Annotated in this window: 16 protein-coding genes; 11 read left to right on the top strand and 5 right to left on the bottom strand. The window is 37.8% G+C overall.

The window, feature by feature from the left end; translation table 11 throughout:
- Nucleotides 1–84 precede the first annotated feature (84 nt).
- From AN490_RS08745 to dacB, 6 genes are all read left to right on the top strand, one after another.
- Nucleotides 85–1,782 carry an AarF/ABC1/UbiB kinase family protein gene (locus AN490_RS08745; RefSeq protein ID WP_300001858.1) on the top strand — a complete coding sequence of 566 codons (1,698 nt, stop codon included), beginning with the start codon at nt 85–87 and terminating at the stop codon, nt 1,780–1,782.
- Nucleotides 1,783–1,828: 46 nt separating this feature from the next.
- Entirely contained in the window at nt 1,829–2,209 is a 381-nt protein-coding gene (locus AN490_RS08740) for a hypothetical protein (protein ID WP_015079123.1), read from the top strand.
- Between the two features lie 264 nt (nt 2,210–2,473).
- A complete protein-coding gene (gene gloB / locus AN490_RS08735; RefSeq protein WP_213717840.1) occupies nt 2,474–3,247 on the top strand; it encodes a hydroxyacylglutathione hydrolase in 774 nt (257 codons plus the stop codon).
- 231 nt (nt 3,248–3,478) lie between these two features.
- Nucleotides 3,479–3,937 carry a 50S ribosomal protein L9 gene (gene rplI, locus AN490_RS08730; RefSeq protein WP_015079125.1) on the top strand — a complete coding sequence of 153 codons (459 nt, stop codon included), beginning with the start codon at nt 3,479–3,481 and terminating at the stop codon, nt 3,935–3,937.
- Nucleotides 3,938–4,045: 108 nt separating this feature from the next.
- Complete coding sequence (locus AN490_RS08725; protein ID WP_300001855.1) at nt 4,046–6,691, top strand: replicative DNA helicase; 2,646 nt, start codon at nt 4,046–4,048, stop codon at nt 6,689–6,691.
- A 1-nt stretch (nt 6,692) separates the two neighbouring features.
- Nucleotides 6,693–8,156, top strand: a complete 1,464-nt coding sequence (dacB, locus tag AN490_RS08720; RefSeq protein WP_300001852.1) for a D-alanyl-D-alanine carboxypeptidase/D-alanyl-D-alanine-endopeptidase — start codon at nt 6,693–6,695, stop codon at nt 8,154–8,156.
- A 24-nt stretch (nt 8,157–8,180) separates the two neighbouring features.
- On the opposite strand, the gene AN490_RS08715 is transcribed toward dacB, so the two are convergent.
- Nucleotides 8,181–9,356: a DNA double-strand break repair nuclease NurA gene (locus AN490_RS08715; RefSeq protein ID WP_300001849.1), complete on the bottom strand. Its 1,176-nt coding sequence runs from the start codon at nt 9,354–9,356 to the stop codon at nt 8,181–8,183.
- A gap of 81 nt (nt 9,357–9,437) precedes the next feature.
- On the opposite strand from AN490_RS08715, the gene AN490_RS08710 reads away from it, so the two are divergent.
- A complete protein-coding gene (locus tag AN490_RS08710; protein ID WP_300001845.1) occupies nt 9,438–10,070 on the top strand; it encodes a tetratricopeptide repeat protein in 633 nt (210 codons plus the stop codon).
- 1 nt (nt 10,071) lies between these two features.
- Here AN490_RS08710 and AN490_RS08705 read toward each other — a convergent pair whose 3' ends face one another.
- Nucleotides 10,072–10,857 (bottom strand): HAD hydrolase-like protein, encoded by a 786-nt coding sequence (locus AN490_RS08705; RefSeq protein WP_300001842.1) that lies wholly within the window; start codon nt 10,855–10,857, stop codon nt 10,072–10,074.
- 193 nt (nt 10,858–11,050) lie between these two features.
- Between AN490_RS08705 and AN490_RS08700 the strand changes: the two genes are divergently transcribed.
- Together AN490_RS08700 and AN490_RS08695 are read left to right on the top strand one after the other, a co-directional pair.
- Nucleotides 11,051–12,499 (top strand): Rieske 2Fe-2S domain-containing protein, encoded by a 1,449-nt coding sequence (locus AN490_RS08700; protein WP_148766935.1) that lies wholly within the window; start codon nt 11,051–11,053, stop codon nt 12,497–12,499.
- Nucleotides 12,500–12,725: 226 nt separating this feature from the next.
- Nucleotides 12,726–16,100 (top strand): pentapeptide repeat-containing protein, encoded by a 3,375-nt coding sequence (locus AN490_RS08695; RefSeq protein WP_300001839.1) that lies wholly within the window; start codon nt 12,726–12,728, stop codon nt 16,098–16,100.
- Between the two features lie 34 nt (nt 16,101–16,134).
- Here the strand turns inward: AN490_RS08695 and AN490_RS08690 are convergent, their stop codons facing one another.
- Nucleotides 16,135–16,980 carry a metal ABC transporter permease gene (locus AN490_RS08690; RefSeq protein ID WP_300001836.1) on the bottom strand — a complete coding sequence of 282 codons (846 nt, stop codon included), beginning with the start codon at nt 16,978–16,980 and terminating at the stop codon, nt 16,135–16,137.
- Between the two features lie 301 nt (nt 16,981–17,281).
- Nucleotides 17,282–18,109, bottom strand: coding sequence for a metal ABC transporter ATP-binding protein (locus AN490_RS08685; RefSeq protein ID WP_300001833.1), 828 nt, complete (start codon nt 18,107–18,109; stop codon nt 17,282–17,284).
- Nucleotides 18,110–18,376: 267 nt separating this feature from the next.
- On the opposite strand from AN490_RS08685, the gene AN490_RS08680 reads away from it, so the two are divergent.
- Nucleotides 18,377–19,273 carry a metal ABC transporter substrate-binding protein gene (locus AN490_RS08680; RefSeq protein WP_300001890.1) on the top strand — a complete coding sequence of 299 codons (897 nt, stop codon included), beginning with the start codon at nt 18,377–18,379 and terminating at the stop codon, nt 19,271–19,273.
- A 48-nt stretch (nt 19,274–19,321) separates the two neighbouring features.
- Here AN490_RS08680 and acsF read toward each other — a convergent pair whose 3' ends face one another.
- Nucleotides 19,322–20,398 carry a magnesium-protoporphyrin IX monomethyl ester (oxidative) cyclase gene (gene acsF, locus AN490_RS08675; RefSeq protein ID WP_300001830.1) on the bottom strand — a complete coding sequence of 359 codons (1,077 nt, stop codon included), beginning with the start codon at nt 20,396–20,398 and terminating at the stop codon, nt 19,322–19,324.
- Nucleotides 20,399–20,793: 395 nt separating this feature from the next.
- On the opposite strand from acsF, the gene AN490_RS08670 reads away from it, so the two are divergent.
- A complete protein-coding gene (locus AN490_RS08670) occupies nt 20,794–21,468 on the top strand; it encodes a heme oxygenase (biliverdin-producing) (RefSeq protein WP_300001827.1) in 675 nt (224 codons plus the stop codon).
- The last annotated feature ends 369 nt before the right edge of the window (nt 21,469–21,837 follow it).

Below are 21,837 nucleotides of genomic sequence, written 5' to 3'. Positions count from 1 at the left end.
CCATTTTCCTGTGCCAACAACTAAGTTAGCATTCATAATCAAGGCGACGGTGTAAATTTCCCAGTTGAAGAGGCAAATAAAGGCGTGGGTCAGTATCAATCTGATGAATTAAAGCAGTATAATCCAGAAGCGTTGCCCTGGGCAAGCGCAGCTACCAATCGTTACTTTCGCTACCGTCCCTGGTTAGTATGGGGGCGACTACTGAGAATAATCTGGTCTTTTGCCGGATTTATATTCAGTCTCAAGTGGGACGACTGGCAAGACGAGGTAGAGGAAAATCAAGGGAAACGCGCTACCCAGTTGCGAACCCTACTTACCGATCTGGGTCCGACATTTATTAAAGTTGGTCAAGCCCTCTCGACTCGTCCCGACTTAATCCGCAAAGATTTCTTAGCAGAACTAATCAAGTTACAAGACCAGTTACCACCTTTTGATAATGATCTGGCATATCAGATCATTGAAACAGAATTAAATCGCTCAATTGGCGAAATCTTTCGGGAACTTTCCCCTCAACCTGTAGCAGCGGCTAGTTTGGGTCAAGTCTACCGGGGTCGCTTACTCAGTGGCGAGGAAGTGGCAGTCAAGGTACAACGCCCCAATTTACGCCCGTTACTGATAAAAGACCTGTATCTCATGCGTTGGGTTGCCAGTTGGCTTGCTCCCTGGCTACCGCTCAATCTCGGTCATGATTTAACTTTAATTGTGGACGAGTTTGGCACAAAGTTATTTGAGGAAATTGATTACATCAATGAAGGTCACAATGCGGAAAAGTTTGCCCATAATTTCCGTAATGACCCCCAGGTAAAAATTCCCAGTATTTACTGGAATTATACCAGCACTCATGTTTTAACTCTAGAATGGATTAATGGCTTTAAACTCACAGATACTCAGAATATTCAATCTGTAGGTTTAGACCCAGAATCAATCATTCAAATAGGTGTAACTACTGGTTTACAACAACTATTAGAGCATGGTTTTTTCCATGCCGATCCTCATCCTGGGAATTTGTTCGCTATGGCCGATGGTCGCATGGCTTACATTGATTTTGGTATGATGGATCAGTTGGAGGAAACCACTAAGGAAAGTTTAGTTGATGCTTTAGTGCATTTGGTAAATAAGGATTACGCTGATTTAGCGGCAGATTTTGTCAAATTGGGCTTTTTGGCAGCTAATACTAATATTGCCCCTATTGTGCCGGCATTAGAAGCGGTATTAGGAAATGCTATTGGTAAAAATGTCCAAGATTTCAACTTCAAAACCATTACCGATGAGTTTTCGGAATTGATGTATGAATATCCTTTCCGTGTACCGGCAAAGTTTGCTTTAATTATTCGTTCTTTGGTGACACAAGAAGGAATTGCGCTGAGTCTAAACCCCAATTTCAAAATTGTGGAAGTTGGTTATCCCTATATCGCCCGACGATTATTAACTGGGGAATCTCCCGCATTAAGGCGACGGCTATTGAATGTGTTGTTTAAAGATGGTAAATTTCAGTGGCAAAGGTTAGAAAATCTGATTACTATTGCTCGCACTGATAGCAATTTCGATGTTTTACCAACAGCGAAGATGGGTTTGGAATTCATCCTTTCCGAAGAGGGTAAATTTATCCGTCGTCAGTTGGTTTTAGCTATCACTGAAGATGACCGTTTGCACACAGAAGAAGTCCAACGTTTGTGGGATTTAGTCAAGGACGATTTACCCCCAAATCGTTTACTAAATGTCGCCATTAGCCTGTTAACAGAGTTCTCTAGAGAAGGTGTAGCAGCTATTTTAGCTAAATAATCTGTTACCAAATAAAAATGAATTTTCATAACAACCAGGAGTTTTAATGTACTATTACCCTCTGCAACCGCCTTATTTTTTACTATTAGTTGGTTTTCTCACTGCTTTCACTTCTGGGTTAGCTTTATCTGGAACATTGAAGGTAATTGTCCAACAATGGCCACAGGATAAATCTCCTAAAGAAAAGACTAATACTCGTTCTTTTTATAAACAATTATTAGTACCATTTATTGGTATTACTGGTGGTTCTTGCTTATTTCTTTGTTCTGGTTTTGAGATATTTGGGTTTCCTTTAGGAATGGCTTTAAGTATCGGTTTACCTATGAGTCTGCTAACTTGTTTCTTTATTTGGCGGCAGTTGGGAGGTTTGTTAGATTATGTTAAAAGCGAAGGAATGCAGTCTTTGGATTTAGATTCTTGGTCTTAGTAAGATTATCTTGTCTGAATCAGGATGTCCATGATTCAAGGATTTACAGGATGGAAAATACATTGTCTGAATCAGGATGTCCATGATTCAAGGATTTACAGGATAAAGAAATTAAATTCATTGTCTGAATCAGGATTTCCAGGATTAAAGGATTTACAGGATGAAGAAAATAGGTATCTTATTACCAATTACCAATCACCAATTACCAACTAGATAACTAGCAACTTACTATTGCTGATGATAGTTTTTGAGGAGAAAAAGCTAATGCAGATAATCCGTTTACCGGTACTTTCAGATAATTATATATTTTTACTGCATGATCCAGTGCGGAATATTGCGGCTGTTGTTGATCCTGCGGAAGCACAACCAGTTTTAGAGGAATTGACGAAACTCAAGGCTGAATTAGTAGCAATTTTTAATACTCATCATCATGGCGATCATGTGGGTGGAAATACAGGGTTGATGAAGGAATTTCCCGATGTGAAAGTTTATGGAGGTGCGGAAGATCGGGGAAGGATTCCGGGACAACAGGTGTTTTTGCAGGAAGGCGATCGCATCCAATTTAGCGATCGCACTGCTAATATATTCTTTGTACCTGGACATACTCGCGCTCATATTGCCTACTATTTCCCCCCAGCAAGTCCAGGAGAGCCTGGAGAATTGTTTTGTGGTGATACATTGTTTGCGGGAGGTTGTGGTCGTTTATTTGAAGGTACACCGGGGCAAATGGTAGATTCTTTAACTAAACTCCGGGCTTTACCTGATCATACTCGCGTCTGGTGCGCCCATGAATACACTTTAAGCAATTTGCGTTTTGCGGTGACTGTGGATGCTGAAAATGCAGATTTACAAAAACGCTACCAAGATGTTAAAGCTCAACGGGATGGGAATGAAGCGACAGTTCCATCAATACTAGGAGTGGAAAAACTCACAAATCCTTTTTTACGTTGGGAAGAACCATCTCTACAAGCAACAGCGAAAAGTAAAGAAGGAGTCCAAACCTTTGCTCGAATTCGAGGGATGAAGGATAATTTTTAGTCATTGGTCAGTTGTCAGTGGTTAAGAATTTTCTGGTTATCTTCTTTGTGTGTCCCTTCTCAACTCCTTTTTTGATATTTCTGACATTTGGTATTGCGATCGCTCCCCAAACTTCGCTAGAATCTTGAGGCTGTGGGTATGTTCAAAGTCGCTGAGGATCAAGCTACAATTTTGTGAGCCACTCTGATGACACCCAAATAACTAAGATTTTACAAAGAAAAGCGAAAAACAATGGCGAAACGTGTGCAATTAGTTTTAACAAAAGATGTTACCAAGCTGGGAAAACTCGGTGATTTGGTGGAAGTAGCTCCCGGTTATGCTCGTAACTACCTCATTCCCCAGAGTTTAGCCGCTCGTGCTACACCTGGTCTGCTCAAACAAGTGGAACGCCGACGCGAGAAAGAATATCAAAGACAATTAGAACTCAAACAACAAGCAACTGAGCAAAAAACAGCTTTAGAAAATATTGCTGGTTTAAAAATTGCCAAGCAAGTTGGGGAAAATGAAGCTATTTTCGGAACTGTTACTACTCAAGATGTTGCAGATGCAATTCAAGCAGTAGCTAGTCTAGAAATAGATCGTCGCGGGATTACTATTCCCGATATTAGCCAATTGGGTACTTACAAAGCTGAAATTAAACTCCATTCTGAAGTAACAGCAGTAATTAACATTGAAGTCGTCTCTAACTAACGGTGACTTAATTAATCACCACAGATGATATATCTGTGGTTATCAATATTTTCCTATCGGTTTTGGATGATTAGGTAAAAATCCAAAATCGCTAAAATTTAAAATTCTATGGCTGAAGAACTAAGTTTTCAAGGTGATGGTAGTAATCGCGTCCCACCTCAAAACATCGAAGCAGAAGAAGCGATTCTAGGAGGTATTCTACTAGATCCAGAGGCAATTGGTCGAGTGAGCGATCGCCTAGTTCCCGAAGCATTTTATATTAGCGCCCATACAACCATCTATCAAGCCGCCCTGCGTCTGCATACCCAGCAAAAACCTACAGACTTACTTTCTATAACTAGTTGGTTGACAGACAATGATCAATTAACACAAATTGGTGGCAGAAACAAACTAGCAACATTAGTGGACCGCACAGTTTCCGCAGTCAATATTGATGCCTTAGCAGGGTTAGTCATGGAAAAATACCTGCGTCGGCAATTAATCAAAGCTGGGAATGAAATTGTTCATCTTGGTTTTGAAACAGAAACAGAATTACCAATTGTTCTTGATAATGCCGAACAAAAAGTTTTTAACGTCACCCAACAAAAAACCCAATCGGGATTAGTTCATATTGGTGACACTTTAACTAATACTTTTCAAGATATTGAAACTCGACATCAAGGAATTGCTTTACCAGGAATACCCTGTGGTTTTTATGATTTAGATGCTATGACCAGTGGTTTTCAGCGTTCTGATTTAATCATCGTCGCTGCTAGGCCGTCAATGGGAAAAACAGCATTTTGCTTAAACCTAGCTCATAATATTGCGGCTGTTTATCAATTACCAGTGGCGGTATTTAGTTTAGAAATGTCTAAAGAACAGCTAGTACAGAGACTATTAGCTAGTGAAGCAGGAATCGAAAGCAGTTATTTAAGAAGTGGACGCATTAGTCAAACGCAGTGGGAACCTTTAATTCGTGCGATTCATCAGCTATCAGAAACTCCAATTTTTATTGATGATACCGCAAATATTACAGTTACCCAAATACGAAGTCAAGCGAGAAGATTGCAAGCTGAACAAAATAAAGATTTGGGATTAATAGTAATAGATTATTTGCAATTAATGGAAGGAGCAGGTGATAATCGTGTCCAAGAATTATCAAGAATCACCCGTTCTTTAAAAGGTTTAGCCAGAGAATTATCTGTACCAATCATTGCGTTATCTCAATTAAGTCGTGGTGTAGAAGCCAGAACTAATAAACGTCCTATGTTATCGGATTTGAGAGAATCTGGTTGTTTAACAGGAGATTCTTTAGTAACATTAGCGGATGATGGAATACCAGTCGCAATTAAAGATTTAGTAGGTAAATCTGGCTTTGCCATTTGGGCATTAAATGAAAATACAATGAAGTTAGAGAAAGCTATTGTTACTAACGCATTTTCTACAGGCATTAAACCAGTATTTACATTAAAAACTCGATTAGGTAGAAAAATTCGTGCTACTGCCAATCATCAATTTTTAACTATTAATGGTTGGAAAAGATTAGATGAATTAAATTTGCAACAACATCTCTGTTTGCCTAGATATATTCCTAGTGCAGCGAAAGAAACGATGACTTATGCTGAAGTTGCATTATTGGGACATTTAATTGGTGATGGTTGTACATTACCACGTCATGCTATTCAATACACAACGAGAGAGATAGATTTAGCAGAAAATGTTGCCTTTTTAGCAAAAGAAGTTTTTGGAGAATCAATTATTCCTAGAATTTCACCTGAACGTGGTTGGTATCAAGTTTACCTGTCAGCATCAAAACACTTAACTCATAATGTAAGAAATCCAATAGCTAAATGGCTGGATTATCTTGGTATTTTTGGATTAAGATCCTATGAGAAATTTGTTCCTCAAGCACTACTTCAACAGTCCGAAGATTTAATAACCTGCTTTTTAAGACATTTATGGAGTACAGATGGGTCTATCAAATTATTAGATGGAAAACGTCCAAGACCGATTGCATATTATTCAAGTAGCAGTGAAAGACTAGCTTTTGATGTCCAGACACTTTTGTTGAGATTGGGTATTAATGCAAAACTCAAAATGATTCCTCAGCCTGGTAAGGGTAGAAATCAATATCATGTAACAATTACTGGTAAGCCAGACCTTGAGTTATTTATTCAAAAGGTTAAGGCAGTAGGAGAATACAAACTAAGTTCATTGCAACAAATTTCTGATCATCTTGGAAAAACTATTCATAACACCAACAGAGATATAATCCCTAAAGAAATATGGAAAACACTTGTTGTACCATCAATGCAAGTTATTGGCATGACAACTAGAGAATTACAATCTTCGTTGGATATGTCCTACTGTGGTACTACTCTTTATAAATCAAATTTAAGTAGAGATAGAGCCTTTAAAGTTGGCAATGTTGTTCAATCTCCAAAATTAATTAACCTTGCCAATAGTGATGTTTATTGGGATGAGATTATCTCAATTGAATTAGATGGAGAAGAAGAAGTATTTGATTTAACAGTTCCTCATTTGCATAATTTTGTTGCCAATAATATCATTGTTCACAATTCAATTGAACAAGATGCAGATATAGTAATGATGTTATACCGCGATGAATATTATTCACCAGATACCCCAGATAGAGGTATTGCAGAAGTACATTTAGCTAAACATCGGAACGGACCAACAGGAACAATTAAACTATTATTTGATCCACAATTTACAAAGTTTAAAAATCTCGCTAAACCAAATAATAATTGGTAATATGTCAAAAAAGAATTATTTCAGCTTGATATTACTATTTGTTTCTATTAATATTGGTAGTATTCAAAAAATAGCTAAGGCACAAACACCAGTTCCAGAAGTTACGAATATAAAATCAATTTGTCCTGCTCAATTATCATCTGCTATTAATACTATTATCAATCATCCTCAATTTAGTCGAGTCCGTTGGGGGATTTTAATTAAAACATTATCATCAGAAAAAATTCTTTATAGTCAAGATTCTCAAAAATATTTTATTTCTGCTTCTAATATGAAGCTATTTACTACCGCAGCAGCATTACAAAAATTGGGGGCAGATTTTCGGATTCGTACCTCTATTTATGATGAAGGTAATGGTGTTTTGCGTGTAGTGGGAAGGGGAGATCCTAGTTTCAAAAATGCTCAATTAACAATATTATCAAAACAACTATATACGCAGGGAATTCGGCAAATTAATCAGTTAATTGCTGATGATAGTTATTTTCAAGGTGAAGTAGTTAATTCCAGTTGGGAATGGGAAGATATACAGGCTGATTATGGCGCACCTGTTAATAGTCTAATTGTCAATGAAAATGCTTCTACTTTAACTTCTTTACCCCAAACTATTGGACAACCATTAAAGATTCAATGGAATGATCCTACAGAAACATATCACTGGAAAGTTGAAAATAATTCCGTCACCACTGAAGCCGATAAACCTGGTTTTGTAGAAGTAAATCGTGACTTAAAAGGACAGATTATCAGAATAAATGGACAATTAGCTGTAAATTCTCAACCAGATATTACGGGTTTAGCTGTATTTGATCCAATTGCCAATTTTATCAGACAGTTTCGCCAAAATTTAGCTAAAGAGGGAATTACAGTTAAAGAAACTGTAAATAGTAATCTGAGTAAAAATGACAAAGAAATAGCCGCAGTAGAATCTCCACCTTTAGCGGAATTATTGATAGAGACAAATGTGAATAGTAATAATTTATATGCTGAGGCTTTATTAAGAAGTTTAGCTATAAAAAAACCAAGAGAAAAAAATCAAAATACGGCCGATATTGGATTACGAGTTGTCAGAGAAACTTTAACTCAATTGGGAGTTGAACCAGAAGGTTATGTAATTGTAGATGGTTCTGGTTTATCTCGGAAAAATTTAACAACTCCAGCCGCATTGGTGCAAGTTTTACAAGGAATTGGTAAATCACCTCAAGCAGAAGTTTTTCGGGCTTCCTTGCCTATTGCAGGTGTAAATGGGACTTTAAAAAATCGGTTTCTTAATACTGCTGCTGCGGGAATGGTGCAAGCAAAAACAGGTTCAATGACAGGAATTTCTGCTTTATCTGGATATATGAATGCACCTAATTATGAACCGTTGGTTTTTAGTATTATCGTGAATCAATCTGAACAACCGGGGAAAGTTATGAGAACAGCAATAGATGAAATTGTAGTTTTATTGGCGCAGTTAAAACGATGTTAAACCTTCAATCAAGTTATTACAAAATCAAGCGATGCTACCCCGTTTTCTCGCTTCTTTGGAGGAAATGCCGACATTTTTTATCCCAGCTTTAATCATTTGTCGTTCTAAAAGGGCAAAGAACCGAGTTCTATCACCACCTCTGACTACAGCCTGATTATGGGCTTCCGCGATCGCTACAGGATAACCATATCCTTTTTGTACCTGTGCCAACATTAATCCTAGTGCTTGATCAAACATGATGGAATTTTCTGCCACCCAAGCGGGAACTTCAATCCGGGCAATTTCTGTCCCGACATGGACGTAACAAAAATAAATAATTTGCTCGTCATACAATTCTAAAATTCGGGCATTACTCCGCCATAATGGTCCGCGTTGTCCAGGTTGAAGTTGGCTTGTCCATAAGGTTGTGTCTCGCAATGTATCAAATTTTTTACAAGGTACGTATTCTAGTTGATTGGGACAATGGGTAATACAATCGGGGACAGGATGAGGACAAGCTAAAAAGCGTAAAAAGTTGGTGGCTTCGGTGCTACGAGAGGCACTAAGATAACCCATGAGGGGGATTTGGGCTTGTTGGAGTTTTTGCCAAGCTTCTAAAACCGGAGGTAAAATCATATCCCTGGCATCCATCGGTAACTGATCTAAAAACCAGTATATCAACGAACCATCTGTCATTGCTAAGACTGGGGCTTCTGTCCTGGTACTACAAGCCAGTTCCGCTAATACGGTAGCCTCAGAGGCTGTGCGCCGATAACCCATCCATTCATCCGTTCTAATGCCCCACTGACGCGATATATATAAATCTTCAGGGCGATAAAATACCTCCGGTAAACTATCGAGAATCGGGTGAATATCTTGACCATAGTGTAAAACAACTCTGCCGATATTCAGTAAGTAACAATACGCAATTTCGTGATGATTTGGGGCAATTTGCGAACCATCTGTAGAAATAACAGTATGAACTTTGGGGGGAACAGGAATAGTAATACAGGTTTCGAGAGGTTCAATGGGTGTAGCATTCGCAAAAATAATCCGATTTCGCCATTCTTCTTGACGTTTAACTAACTCTTCTTGACACTCAAACGCCTTTTTTAAATATTCTTGTGCTAATTCCAACCGCTGATGACTTGCAGCCACTTCTGAATTTAAATGTTGACTGAAACCTTGCATTTGTCTCGATATTTTTGTTAAATCAAGCATATTAGTTGAGTCTATTTGTGTTGATGTAAGTAAATGCCATATAATTAATAACTGTATGCTAATAATTGGAAAAATAGCGTCATGAAAAAATGGAAATTAACAATTACAACTCTCATATTAGGAACTATATTATATAGTCCAAAGGTGAGCGCTAAGAATTTGGCAAATATTTCCGATTTTAGAATAAAATCAGCACTGTTAGCACAATCTGATCCGAAAGAGGCTATAGTATATTTTCATCGAGGCATTAACCGCCATACATCAGGAGATACAAAAGGGGCAATTGAAGAATATAATCAAGCCTTGCAGTTACATCCTAATTTTCCTGAAGTTTACTATAAAAGAGGGATATCTCGCCATAAATTGGGAGACTTGAAAGGAGCAATTTTAGATTATAATAAAGCAATCAGTCTTAATGCTAACTATCCTGGTATCTACAATCATCGCGGATTTACTCGTCATAATTTGGGAGATTTAAAAGGTGCTATTGCGGATTTTAACAAAGCATTAAGTCTTAATCCTAACTTTCCTGAAGCTTACCAGAATCGGGGTATTACTCGCAATGCTTTGGGTGATAAACAGGGAGCAATTACTGATTTGACAACAGCAGCTAACTTATTTCAACAACAAAAAAGAATCACTAATTATCAAGAGGTAATTGATTTAATTCAAAAGATTAAGATCCCCGACTTCTTAAAGAAGTCGGGGATCTAGATTATAACCAAGTGGAAAAATCGTGAGCAAAATGGGAAAGTGATATTAGCTGAATGCGTGGATCATTTTTTCCTGCTTCCCGTTCTGGTTGAGTGTTATAACCCCAATCAGCTAAGAAAAGTTTGACATGATTTAAGTCGGATTGCTGTTGGACTAATTGTAATGTTTTTAATCTATCTTCCACAAACCATAAACTCGCAGGTTGGATATTTGCTTTCTTGATTAATTCGCGCAGAGTTTCATATTTTGGGCGTTTTACTTCCTTCCCAAAAATATTTTCTGGGGGTAAATTAACTCCTTCTTGTTGTAACAATTGCTTGACAAATCGCCCTTCTTTGGTAGTAACAATATATAACTGGACTTCACTTTCAAGAGTTATTTTCAGTCGTTCTATCACACCAGGATAGAATTTATGCAAACTTAACCAACCATTTAAATCTGTCTGAATCCATTCATCTCGCAAATGATCTAATTTGCTAGAAACTGCTTTTGCTTCTAGGTGATCTGCGGCTAAAATTTGGGGAGTGATAGTTGTCCATGATTGCAGAATTTGCTCATCATCAAAACCTTCAATTAAGGCTTTAATTAAAACAGGCATTTCCCAACCAGTTTCAATTACAGGACGTAAGCGATAGAATCTCAAAGCTAAATCATCTGGTGGTGTATCGTTAATCGGCGACCAAATTTGACAGTAGGTACGCCACGCTACCTCAAAATACTCAATTAGTCCATCGCAAACCACTCCATCAAAGTCTAAAGCCAAAATCGTGGGACTATTTGCTGTCATTGTTCTGAGGGTAAAAACTGCTTTTGTTAGCTTACCGCACCTTTATCTATGGATATGTAGCAATTATTAGTTGTAGTGAGAATTAATTACTAACTTTGTTGATATTTTCTATAATAAGATTTATTACAAAAGTTCATTCGCTCAAAAAAATAAGGATTTTACTGTGATTATAGATACTAAGTTGTCAGAGGATATGGGTGAAACCATTAACCAGTTGCAAGAGGATGAGGGACTATTCCAATGGACGAAGCAGTGGTATCCAGTCGCAGTTATAGAATTTTTAGATGCGTCACGTCCTCACGCTATGCAGTTACTAGGTAAAGATATTGTTTTATGGCGAGATGGTTCTAGTAAATGGCGTTGTTTTGAAAATTTTTGTCCTCACCGACTAGCGCCTCTATCAGAAGGGCGTGTTGAACCAGATGGAACGCTGATGTGTGCGTATCATGGTTGGCGGTTTGATGCGGATGGTAAGTGTGTGAGTATACCGCAGTCCATAGATAAAGAAACTGAAGCCAAGCATTGCGCTAATTCTAAATCATGTGCGATCGCTTATCCTACTCAAGAACTGCAAGGACTTCTCTGGATATGGGCTGAATCGGGTAATCAAGCCCAAATTGAAAGTAAATTGAGAAAACCGCGTCTAGTTCCCGAACTTGAGCAAAATTCAGATAGGGTAGTTAAATTATTTTGGAATTTTCGTGATTTACCCTATGGTTGGGATTATTTCATGGAAAATGTGTCAGATCCAGCCCATGTTCCCGTTTCTCATCATGGACTTGTAGGCGATCGCTATCGAGATGCTAAATACTATGACATGATTCGACTTCGAGAAATATCTACCCAGGAGGGGTTTTCTTTTGCAATTCAACCTCCAGCGCCCAATATTCAAGAAGCGGTGCATGACTTCCAGCCACCTTGTCAAATGAGAATTGCTTCCACATTTAAAGATGGGGGACAACTAATTTTAGTCTTATATGCCACTCCAACTCGTCCGGGTTGGTGTCGTCATATAGGTTGTCAAGTATTAGTTAAAAATGAAGCAGGTAAAAAACCAGGTGGTTTAGCAATCTTTGGTTTACCAATGCCAATTTGGTTAGGTCATGTTTTAGCTTCTCTATTTTTACATCAAGATGCAGTATTTCTCCATTACCAAGAAAAGATTATCGCCCAACGTAAAAAAGGTGCATGGTTGAATGAAGTTTTTACCCCAAATCCTCAAGATAAAATGGTGATTACATTTCGCCAATGGCTAGAAAAACGCGCAGGTGGAACTATACCTTGGGCAGAAGAATGTAATTCGGAACTACCATCAGCAGAGTCAGATAAAAAGAAATTATTTGATGTTTGGACAACTCATACTCAACATTGTCAAGTTTGCCAAGATGCTTTAAAAAATATTCAGCGACTCTCTTTATCAGCTTATATAATGAGTGCTGTATGTTTGTGTTTAGCAGTGATTTTAGATGCTAGAAATATAGCCACACAAGGAGAAACAGCATCTATTTTTAGTGTTCTTCCTCCCACACAATTCTGGTTAGCAATTAGTGGAGGAATTCTATTAGCAATTCTGGGATACTTCCTGAAAAAATTCACCAATCTTTTTCACGTTTATGAATTTGAACACGCCAAAAATAATTAAGAAAATTGCTGAAAAGACAACGGCAATATAATTCATGACTAATAGAAAATCCTGATTTTTCAAATCACATAGGTAGCCTTCCCCCAGGGAAGGCACTTTTCGTTTTATCTGTGTGGATGTGATTTATAATCGCCCAGTCTAGTATTAATTGAAATATTTGCGTAAAGATACGTGATAATTGTGATTACTTATCAATAAGTCTACAAATAGGTTAGGAGTATAGAGAATGGGACTGTGGAAATTGTTGACAACCAATGTTCAGGATTTGAAATTGGGACAAGGGGTAGAAGTGGTTAAAACTGGCTCTGAAGCCGCCAAAGCCGTGTTAGACCTGGCAAAGGCTGTAAATGAGCAAAAATCAAAATTGTCCGACCTCAAGCCCTATGTAGAACAAATATCCTCGCTTTTAGATGTCCTCAATAGTCCACTTGGTCAGGTTGCTGGTGCAGTCATTCCTTTTGCACCTATTGCGTTGACTATGATTAAGTTGATTATTGACCAGACGCAAAAAGAGTTAAATTTAGAACAGTGTGTAGCACTTGTCAGCCAAGCTGCTTATTTAGAAAGCTTTCAGGCACTTCTCAAAGAACAGCCAGAATTAATAGATAAATTAAATCAATCTCCTGCTTCTGATGCAGTTGCACGACAGATTAAAAAATTGGGTGAACAGGAATTAGATGAACGGGAAGCGAAAAAAGCCATAGTTTATTTCCATGAATCCAAATTAGCAGCATCATTCAATGAAGTTTTACAACAACGTTTACAAGAAGCAGGTTTAGAAGCAGCAAAAGCCGAAATATTAACTGAACAGGTAGCACGAAAAACCGATGAATATCTGTTATCTTCACTGGTAGAAACGGGAGATAAAGTTAAGCAATTAGTACAATGGTATAGTGCTGGCGGAAAGGAACAGCTAGAGAAATACCTGAGTCTTGAAGATTATTTAGAACAGCAAATTAAACCTAAACCCGAAGAAAAGATTTTTGACGAAAAAGAAATCACCTTTCGAGATTTGTATGTTCCTCTGCAAGTGCGACCAGTAGATGATAATGGTAAACCTGTTGGAGATGAAAAAGAGCAAATAGAGGAATGGGTCATAAAAATGCTTAATGACCCAGATAAAAATCAAAAAGTTTTGTTTATTCAGGGTGAAGCAGGAAGGGGAAAGAGTGTCTTTAGTCGGATGTTTGCTGATAGGGTGCGGCGAGAATTACACCCCAACTTTACACCAATTTTAATCCGCTTGCGGGATTTGCGGGTGTTAGCGAATAATCTGACGGAGACGCTGGAGAACCAACTAGAAACTTTTGATTTTGTTAGTAGTGATTCTGGTTGGTTGACGGATAAAAAAACTCGATTTTTATTTTTGTTAGATGGGTTTGATGAACTTTTGTTAGAAGGACGAGCAACCGGAGGACTACAAGAATTTTTACAGCAAGTAGAGAGTTTTCAAAATAATAGCCATCATCGGTTTTTGGTTACAGGTCGCCCTTTAGCATTGCAAGGAATTGAGCGGTTGCTTACTCAAACTAAAAGTTTGGCACGAGTTGAACTTCAGCCAATGGATGATGCAATTAGGGAAACATGGCTGAATAAATGGAAGGCTAAAGTTGGTAATCAGGAAACAACTGAATTTAAGGAATTTTTACAAGCTTGCCCAGAAGAAATTAAAGACAACCTAGCGCGAGAACCCTTACTGCTTTATCTCTTAGCAAAAATGCACCGGAAAAAACATTTTAATGCTCAGATGTTTGCAGGTGCGGAAGGAATTAAAGCCAAAATTCTTATTTACGATACGTCAATTAACTGGGTGTTGGAAGAACAGCGTCAGGATAAAGAAAACCTGCGTTTAGCTGGACTAGAAAGCGAAGATTTGCGAGAGTTTTTAACTGAGGTGGCTTTGTGTGTGGTGCAGTCTGGTAATGAATCTGCCAATATCAAAATGTTAGAGGCGAGAATTAAAGATAATCCACCCATTGCCAATTTACTTCAGCAAGCCAGAGAGGAGATACCCTACGAAAATCTGAAAGAAGAGAAAGCTTTAAATAACCTAGTAACAGCTTTTTACATTAAACCTGCTTCTGGGAAAGAAGGCGGTTCAATGGAGTTTGTTCACAAAAGTTTTGGCGAGTTTTTATTTGCAGAACGTTTGGTAACAAGTTTCCACAACTGGACAAAGACAATACTTAATGGTAGGCGTGAAAAAGATTTAATTTCAACAGAGGTGATGGATAAACAAATTTATGATTTGTTGGGTTATGGGAATTTAACGCCGGAAATTGTTGAATATTTAATGGGTTTATTAGCTGAAAAATCAGAGTTTGATGCTAAATGCTATGTAAAACTGTTTCAAAGATTGGAGGATTTTTATCTGCGTTGGTGCGATGGGGAATTTATTGATGCACCTCCAGAAACAGAAATCTTGCCTCTGTTTAAAAAAGAGCAGTTGAAGAAACTATTACCGGAGCGAGAAAAACATTTGGGACTGCGACAGGTGGATGTGTACACAGGTCTGAATGTGTTGGTTTTGTTACTGGAGTTGCATCGTTACGCTAAATCAAAGGATGACTTGAAAGACGAAATCAGCTTTCATCCTTGTGGTCAGCCTAATACAGAAGGGTTTGATGACAAACGCTTACTTTGCATCATTGGCTATAGTCTGTGCCTGGGGGCTTATACCTATCAACAAATCCTGAGATTCTTTTTTATCGGTGCAAACCTCAGCAATGCCGACCTCAGCGGTGCTGATCTCAGCGTTGTCGACCTCAGCAATGCCTACCTCAGCGGTGCTGACTTCAGCAATGCCTACCTCAGCGGTGCTGATCTCAGCGGTGTCGACCTCAGCGATGCAAACCTCAACGGTGCAAACCTCAACGGTGCAAATCTCAACGGTGCAAACCTCAGCGGTGTCTACCTCAGCAGTGCAAACCTCAACGGTGCAAATCTCAACGGTGCAAACCTCAGCGGTGTCTACCTCAGCAGTGCAAACCTCAGCGGTGCAAACCTCAGCCGTGCAAACCTCAGCGGTGCAAACCTCAGCCGTGCAAACCTCCAAGAAATTAAATGGAATGATAAGACAAATTGGGTAAATGCTAGAGGTTTACATCAAGTAACTGATATTTCTTCAAAGTTGGTGCAACAACCATTGTTTTCTGCTGCGGTGACGTTAAGTGAGGGGATGAGTTTGGCAGAAGAAGGTAAGGTTGCAGAAGCTATTCAAGCTTACAATCAGGCGTTAAACATAGACCCTAATTTACCGATTTCTGCCCAATCTTGGAATACTTTGGGTTGGTTTGGTTGTCTACATGGTTATACGGGTGATGCTCTTTACGCCTGTGAAAACGCAGTCAGCCTAGAACCTGATAATCCAGAGTATCAAGATAGTCGGGGACTGGCTAGGGCATTAACAGGTGATTTAGTTGCGGCATTGGCAGACTTTCAAACATTTGTAGAAAGCAAGAGATTTAATAATTTGCCCGAAGCTATGAAACAGCGCCGACTTCGTTGGATAGAAGCACTCAAAGCTGGGATAAATCCCTTTACTTCAGATGAATTGGAGGAACTGCGAAGGAGTGAGGGTAACTCTCTTTTCACATCTTAAACTCTAGTTTTGGCGATTTCTATCGCCAGACTTTCTATTTCCTATTCCCACTAGGGATCAAAATCCCATGTCGAGGACTAAACAACAAAGCCAACGTAAACAAACCCGAAACTACTAACACAATCGCTGGACCAGAAGGTAAATTATAAAAGTAGCTGAAATACATTCCGCTAATGCTGGAAATTACCCCAATTACCGCCCCTAAAATCATCACTTCATGTAAACGTTTCACTAATAAAAAAGCAGTTGCCCCTGGAGTAATTAAAAGTGATAATACTAAAATCACGCCTACAGCTTTCATACTGGCAACAATTGTTAAAGCAATTAACAACATTAAACCAAAGTTTAAACGATTAACTGGTAAACCCGCAGCTTGTGCGCCTAAAGGATCAAAAGTGTAAAATAACAGTTCTTTATATAATAGAAAAACTACTATTAAAACAATAGCTGCAATAATAGCTGTATCTCGTACTTCGTCCCCGGTTACGCCTAAAATATTGCCAAAAAGAAAATGATTCAAATCAATTTTATTATCTTTTTGAATAACTGTAATTAAGGTGACACCAAGGGCAAAAAAGGCAGAAAAAACTATGCCCATAGCGGCATCTTCTTTGATAGGAGATCGGGTTTTAATTACGGCGATCGCCATTGTACTTAAAACACCAGCAATAAATGCCCCGACAAAGATATTAGCACCGATCATAAAGGCTATAGCAAGCCCTGGTAAGACTGAATGGCTAATAGCATCTCCCAGTAATGCGAGGCGTTGTACCATTAAATAACTACCGACAATGGCACACAATAAGCCTACTAATATGGCGATGATTAAGGAACGCTGCATGAAGCCATATTGCAACGGTTCTATTAGTGCTTGAAGCATAGATGAAAATGAACCACGAAGGAGCGAAGTAAGCGAAGGAAGAGAGGAAGAAAATACCAATTTTATGTGATGCTGCACAGAATTATAAAACACGACGATTCAGTTAAGCCTAAAAATCTTTTTTAAAACGAACCACAGAGACAGAGAGGACACAGAGACAAGAGAAGAACAAATTCTTAACTGAACTGTATTGAATTATAAAATCAATTAATTCATCCGCGTTTATCTGCGTTTATCTGCGTTCAATTATTCTTGAAATTTTATTCTATGCACCTTCATTAGAATTTGGTATTAGTCGTTATTATGCTGCGTCGGAAAAGTACATGACTTTGCCACTATAAGCACGATATAAGTTTTCTTCTGTTAAGACTTGTTGGCGTGAACCTGTGGCAATTAATTCACAATTAAGTAAGATTAAATCATCAAAATGGGTGATTGATTCACCTAAATCATGATTAACTACTAGGACGATTTTATTGTTTTTTGCTAGTTCTTGAAAAACTTCAAAAATGATAGCTTGGGTTTTTTGATCTATCCCTACAAATGGTTCATCAAAACAGAAAATTTCTGCTTCTTGAGTTAAAGCCCTGGCTAAAAATACCCGTTGTTGTTGTCCTCCTGAAAGTTCACCAATGGGGCGATTTTTTAATTCTCCTATTCCGACTCGTTCTAATGCTTGTTTGGCGATTTGGCGGCTAACTGTGGAAAAACTCCGTAACCATCCTGTTTTTTTGACACGCCCCATCATGACGACATCCCACACGGTAGCGGGGTAATTCCAGTCAATTTGGCTACGTTGTGGTATGTATGCAACTTTTTCTAGTTGCTGCATTAAAGGCTTGTTATCGTATAAAACTTGACCACTAATCATGGGAACTAATCCCAAAAGGGCTTTCATTAATGTACTTTTACCAGCCCCATTTGGTCCAAAAATGCCTGTGATTCTTCCTGGCTTAATTGTGCAATTAACGTCTCTCAATGCTTCTTGTGTGCGGTAATGTACGCCTACATTGGTGATGTTAATTGCTGTTGAGGAATTCATGTCAATGGATTTAATAACTTGTGTCAGTATATCTACTTGATTTTTGGGAGATAGGCTAAATTTTTGGTAAAAAGAAACGTTTTGCATAACCCTAATTAAAATACTTATTTTTTGAGTTTACTATAAAAATGAGAGAAATATGAAAATATATATAATTAGAAGTAATCACTGAGATAAATGAAACTAATGCTTAATATAATGTATGACTTATTACTGAAACCCCTCTCCAAACCTCTCCCCTGTGAGGAGAGAGGCTTTTATTCTTACTCCCCTTCCCTCGCAGGGAAGGGGTTGGGGGTTAGGTTCTCTTTACTTAATCCCCTTTGTCTAGGAATTTTCTTATCTTTGGCTTTAATGGGTTGTACTCCCAACTCCCAACCCCAGGGAAATACTCAGCCACAGGTTGTAGCAACAAGTACCATTATTGCTGATTTAGCTGAAGAAATTGGCGGAGAAGAAGTACAAATTACGGGAATTCTCAAACCAGGTGCGGACCCTCATGTTTACGAACCTGTACCCGCAGATAGTCGGGTTTTGGAAAAAGCTAACTTGATTTTGTATAACGGTTACAATTTAGAACCGGGACTTATTAAGTTAATGAATGCGACTGGAGGGAAAGCGAAAAAAATAGCTGTGGGAGAAGTTGTTAAATCTTTAAAATTAGATAAAGGTAAAGGGCAAATTATCCCAGATCCTCATGTTTGGGGCAGTGCAGAAAATGTTATATCTATGGTAAAAGCGATTCGAGATAGTTTAATTGAATTGTCACCAGAAGATCAAGAAAAATTTACTCAAAATGCCGAAAGGCTAACTGATGAATTACAACAATTACATCTTTGGATTATTCAAGAAATTCAAACTATTCCCGCAGATAAAAGGAAACTCATCACTACCCATGATGCTTTTCAATATTACGGAAATGCTTATAAAATAGCAATTTCTGGAACTTTAATTGGCATTAGTACGGAGGAACAACCAAGCGCCCAAACTGTAAAAAAGTTAGTTGAATCAGTTAAAAAAATAGGTGTTCCCGCTATTTTTGCCGAAACGACAATTAACCCAGCTTTAATTAAAACAGTAGCCGAAGAAGCCGGAGTAAAATTAGCACCTACTCCACTTTATTCTGATTCTATTGGGGCAAAGGGTAGTAATGGTGATACTTATATAAAAATGATGGCAGCAAATACCCGCGCTATTGTTGAAGCATTGGGGGGAAAATATACGCCATTTCCATTAAAGAGTCAAAAATAAGGATTAAATCCCCGACTTCTTAGAGAAGTCGGGGATCTGATTGATTAATTAACAAACTTGTTTACGAGTTGCTTCTGTGTCTATGGGTTTAATCAGAAATAGCTTGAACATATACCAAAAAATCATTAGAGTTAAGGGAATTTTTTGGATAAATTTCGCAATTTTCCAATCATTGATTTGATTGAGATCAATTATTTTCTGATTATAGACAGCACATTGTTCTAAATACCAGAAAAAGTAAGGGTGATTGGTATTTAAAATAATTGGAAATGCTTTAGCTGCGGTTTTGTTAGTTTCTTCAACTACTTGAGTATTGTATTGACGAGGATGAATCCCTAATATTTCATAGAAATTACCTCTTTCAAATACTGTCATAGTGTGGGTAGCAAACACAGTTATCAAGAAAAACCGCACCCATAAGCGAGATTTCCAATTATTCCATAATTGGGGTTGAGAACGTAACAAAGCTTTGAAAAAATCACCGTGTCTATTCTCATCTTGACACCAGCTTTCAAACTTCCGAAATAGGGGATAAAACTGGTATTCGGGATTTTTTTCCATGTGACGAAATACTAAAATATAACGCCAATAACCTATTTTTTCTGATAGGTAAACTGTGTAAATAACCCACTCAATTGGGAAAAATGTATAGGTACGATTTTTAGTGAGATAACTCAAGTCAAGAGAAAGGTTAAAATCTGCCATTGACTTATTCAGAAATCCCGCATGACGGGCTTCATCTCGCGCTAAATAAGCAAATGCTTCTGATAGTAAAGCGTTACTGTCTTTAAGACGACGAGATAATTCTTTAAACAGTAAAAACCCGGAAAATTCTGAAGTACAAGAACGTTCTAAAAAGTCAATGAAAGCCAGTCGTTTTTCACCAACAATGTGATCCCAACCTTGCTTAAATTCATCATCGCGCACAAAGTGATGACGGTTATAATCAGCCTTGAGTTCGTCAATTACAGACCTTAATTCCGTTTCATACCCAGAAATATCCATTTTTGCCACTGTGTCAAAATCAGTGGTATAAAAACGGGGTGTTAATAATGTTTCTTGAACTGGCACTTTTACACCTGATTTCGATAAATCAAGTGGGGGTTTATCGAACGATTTAACCATAAGTAGTCCCTTTACCATTGTCTGCCTTAAAATTATATAAGCATAAATATTTGTTATTAGTCATCAGTTAAATTATTGAAACTAATTCTTACAAAAATACTGAATTATCTTTAATTCTCCCATAGTTTAAATACCTATTTACTAAACAAATGTATTTATGAAACCATAAATAAATATGAATACTCTTATAGTTATACAAAGAATAATAGTTAAATGATTTCAGGAGCAGTAAAACTAGCCGAAATCTGCATCGGTAGTAATTTGTGCTGGAGAAATTATTCTCAAAACCCTATTCCCATAGAATAGCAATTTTTCTGTGATCATAACGACGGTGAACTGATAAACAAGTCGTTGAAATTTGCAAACCCTGACACGTAAAGAAGAAGGAACTAAGAATGAGTAATGATTTGGCAATGAAACTGCGTGTAGGAACTCAACAAGCACATACAGATTCAGAAAATCTGGGTTTCATGAAATGTTTTGTCAAAGGAGTTGTAGATAGAGATTGTTTTATTCAGTTGTTGAGGAATTTCTATTTTGTTTACAGTGAACTAGAAACAGCAATTGAGAAACATAAACAGCATCCTGTCATTAATTTGATTTATTTTCCCGAACTAAATCGCCAATCTTCCCTAGAACAAGATATGTTATTTTACTATGGGAATCAATGGCACAAACGCATCACCCCTTCACCCGCTGCTCAAGCTTATATTGCGCGTATCCAACAAATTTATACTCATGAACCTGCACTATTGTTAGCTCATTCCTATACTCGTTATTTGGGTGATCTTTCTGGTGGGCAAATGCTACAAAAAATTGCTCAATCAGCCTTAAAACTGTCTGGATATGAAGGAACATCCTTTTACAACTTTCAGCAAATTCCAGACAAGCAAGCTTTCAAAGAAAAGTATCGTCAAGCATTAGATAAACTATCTATTGACGATAAAACCACTGACAAAATTGTGGCAGAAGCTAACCATGCTTTCAAGCTAAATATGCAGATACTTAAAGAGTTGGAAAGTATTTTAATCCAAGCTCTGGGTAGAGCTACTTACAACGAATTAACTTGAGTCTCTGCATCATTTACAAAAATATAATTCATCACCCAATTAATTTTGACAATGATGAATTATATAAAAATCCTAAACAAGATGCAAACATCTATTTATTCTCTTCCTCTGTGTTCTCTGTGCCTCTGTGGTTCGTTAAAAATAATACTAACCACAAACAAATAGGATAAAAATATTCTATTTGCTAATAGCTAAATCCTAAATTACAACATTAAATTGGGAAAATTAATTGTGATTATTCCCAACTAGTAAGGGCGAAGCATTCGGATTGAAAATTAATGGTTTTAGCGATAGTTTATCGGCCGAATGCTGATGCTTCCAGCACGCTCCGCGAACGCCCCTACAAGGACATATACCCACATTCATTGG

Origin of the sequence: Anabaena sp. AL09 (assembly GCF_001672255.1) — a bacterium.
GTDB classification, from domain to species: domain Bacteria; phylum Cyanobacteriota; class Cyanobacteriia; order Cyanobacteriales; family Nostocaceae; genus Dolichospermum; species Dolichospermum lemmermannii.
Note: the sequence above shows the minus strand (reverse complement) of the source record. Positions and strands in the feature narration are given on the sequence as shown.

Coding starts and splice junctions, on each gene's coding strand:
- AN490_RS08740 (WP_015079123.1), top strand. CDS start 1,829: ATGTACTATTACCCTCTGCAACCGCCTTATTTTTTACTATTAGTTGGT.
- gloB (WP_213717840.1), top strand. CDS start 2,474: ATGCAGATAATCCGTTTACCGGTACTTTCAGATAATTATATATTTTTA.
- rplI (WP_015079125.1), top strand. CDS start 3,479: ATGGCGAAACGTGTGCAATTAGTTTTAACAAAAGATGTTACCAAGCTG.
- AN490_RS08725 (WP_300001855.1), top strand. CDS start 4,046: ATGGCTGAAGAACTAAGTTTTCAAGGTGATGGTAGTAATCGCGTCCCA.
- dacB (WP_300001852.1), top strand. CDS start 6,693: ATGTCAAAAAAGAATTATTTCAGCTTGATATTACTATTTGTTTCTATT.
- AN490_RS08715 (WP_300001849.1), bottom strand. CDS start 9,356: ATGCTTGATTTAACAAAAATATCGAGACAAATGCAAGGTTTCAGTCAA.
- AN490_RS08710 (WP_300001845.1), top strand. CDS start 9,438: ATGAAAAAATGGAAATTAACAATTACAACTCTCATATTAGGAACTATA.
- AN490_RS08705 (WP_300001842.1), bottom strand. CDS start 10,857: ATGACAGCAAATAGTCCCACGATTTTGGCTTTAGACTTTGATGGAGTG.
- AN490_RS08700 (WP_148766935.1), top strand. CDS start 11,051: ATGGGTGAAACCATTAACCAGTTGCAAGAGGATGAGGGACTATTCCAA.
- AN490_RS08695 (WP_300001839.1), top strand. CDS start 12,726: ATGGGACTGTGGAAATTGTTGACAACCAATGTTCAGGATTTGAAATTG.
- AN490_RS08690 (WP_300001836.1), bottom strand. CDS start 16,980: ATGCTTCAAGCACTAATAGAACCGTTGCAATATGGCTTCATGCAGCGT.
- AN490_RS08685 (WP_300001833.1), bottom strand. CDS start 18,109: ATGCAAAACGTTTCTTTTTACCAAAAATTTAGCCTATCTCCCAAAAAT.
- AN490_RS08680 (WP_300001890.1), top strand. CDS start 18,377: ATGGGTTGTACTCCCAACTCCCAACCCCAGGGAAATACTCAGCCACAG.
- acsF (WP_300001830.1), bottom strand. CDS start 20,398: ATGGTTAAATCGTTCGATAAACCCCCACTTGATTTATCGAAATCAGGT.
- AN490_RS08670 (WP_300001827.1), top strand. CDS start 20,794: ATGAGTAATGATTTGGCAATGAAACTGCGTGTAGGAACTCAACAAGCA.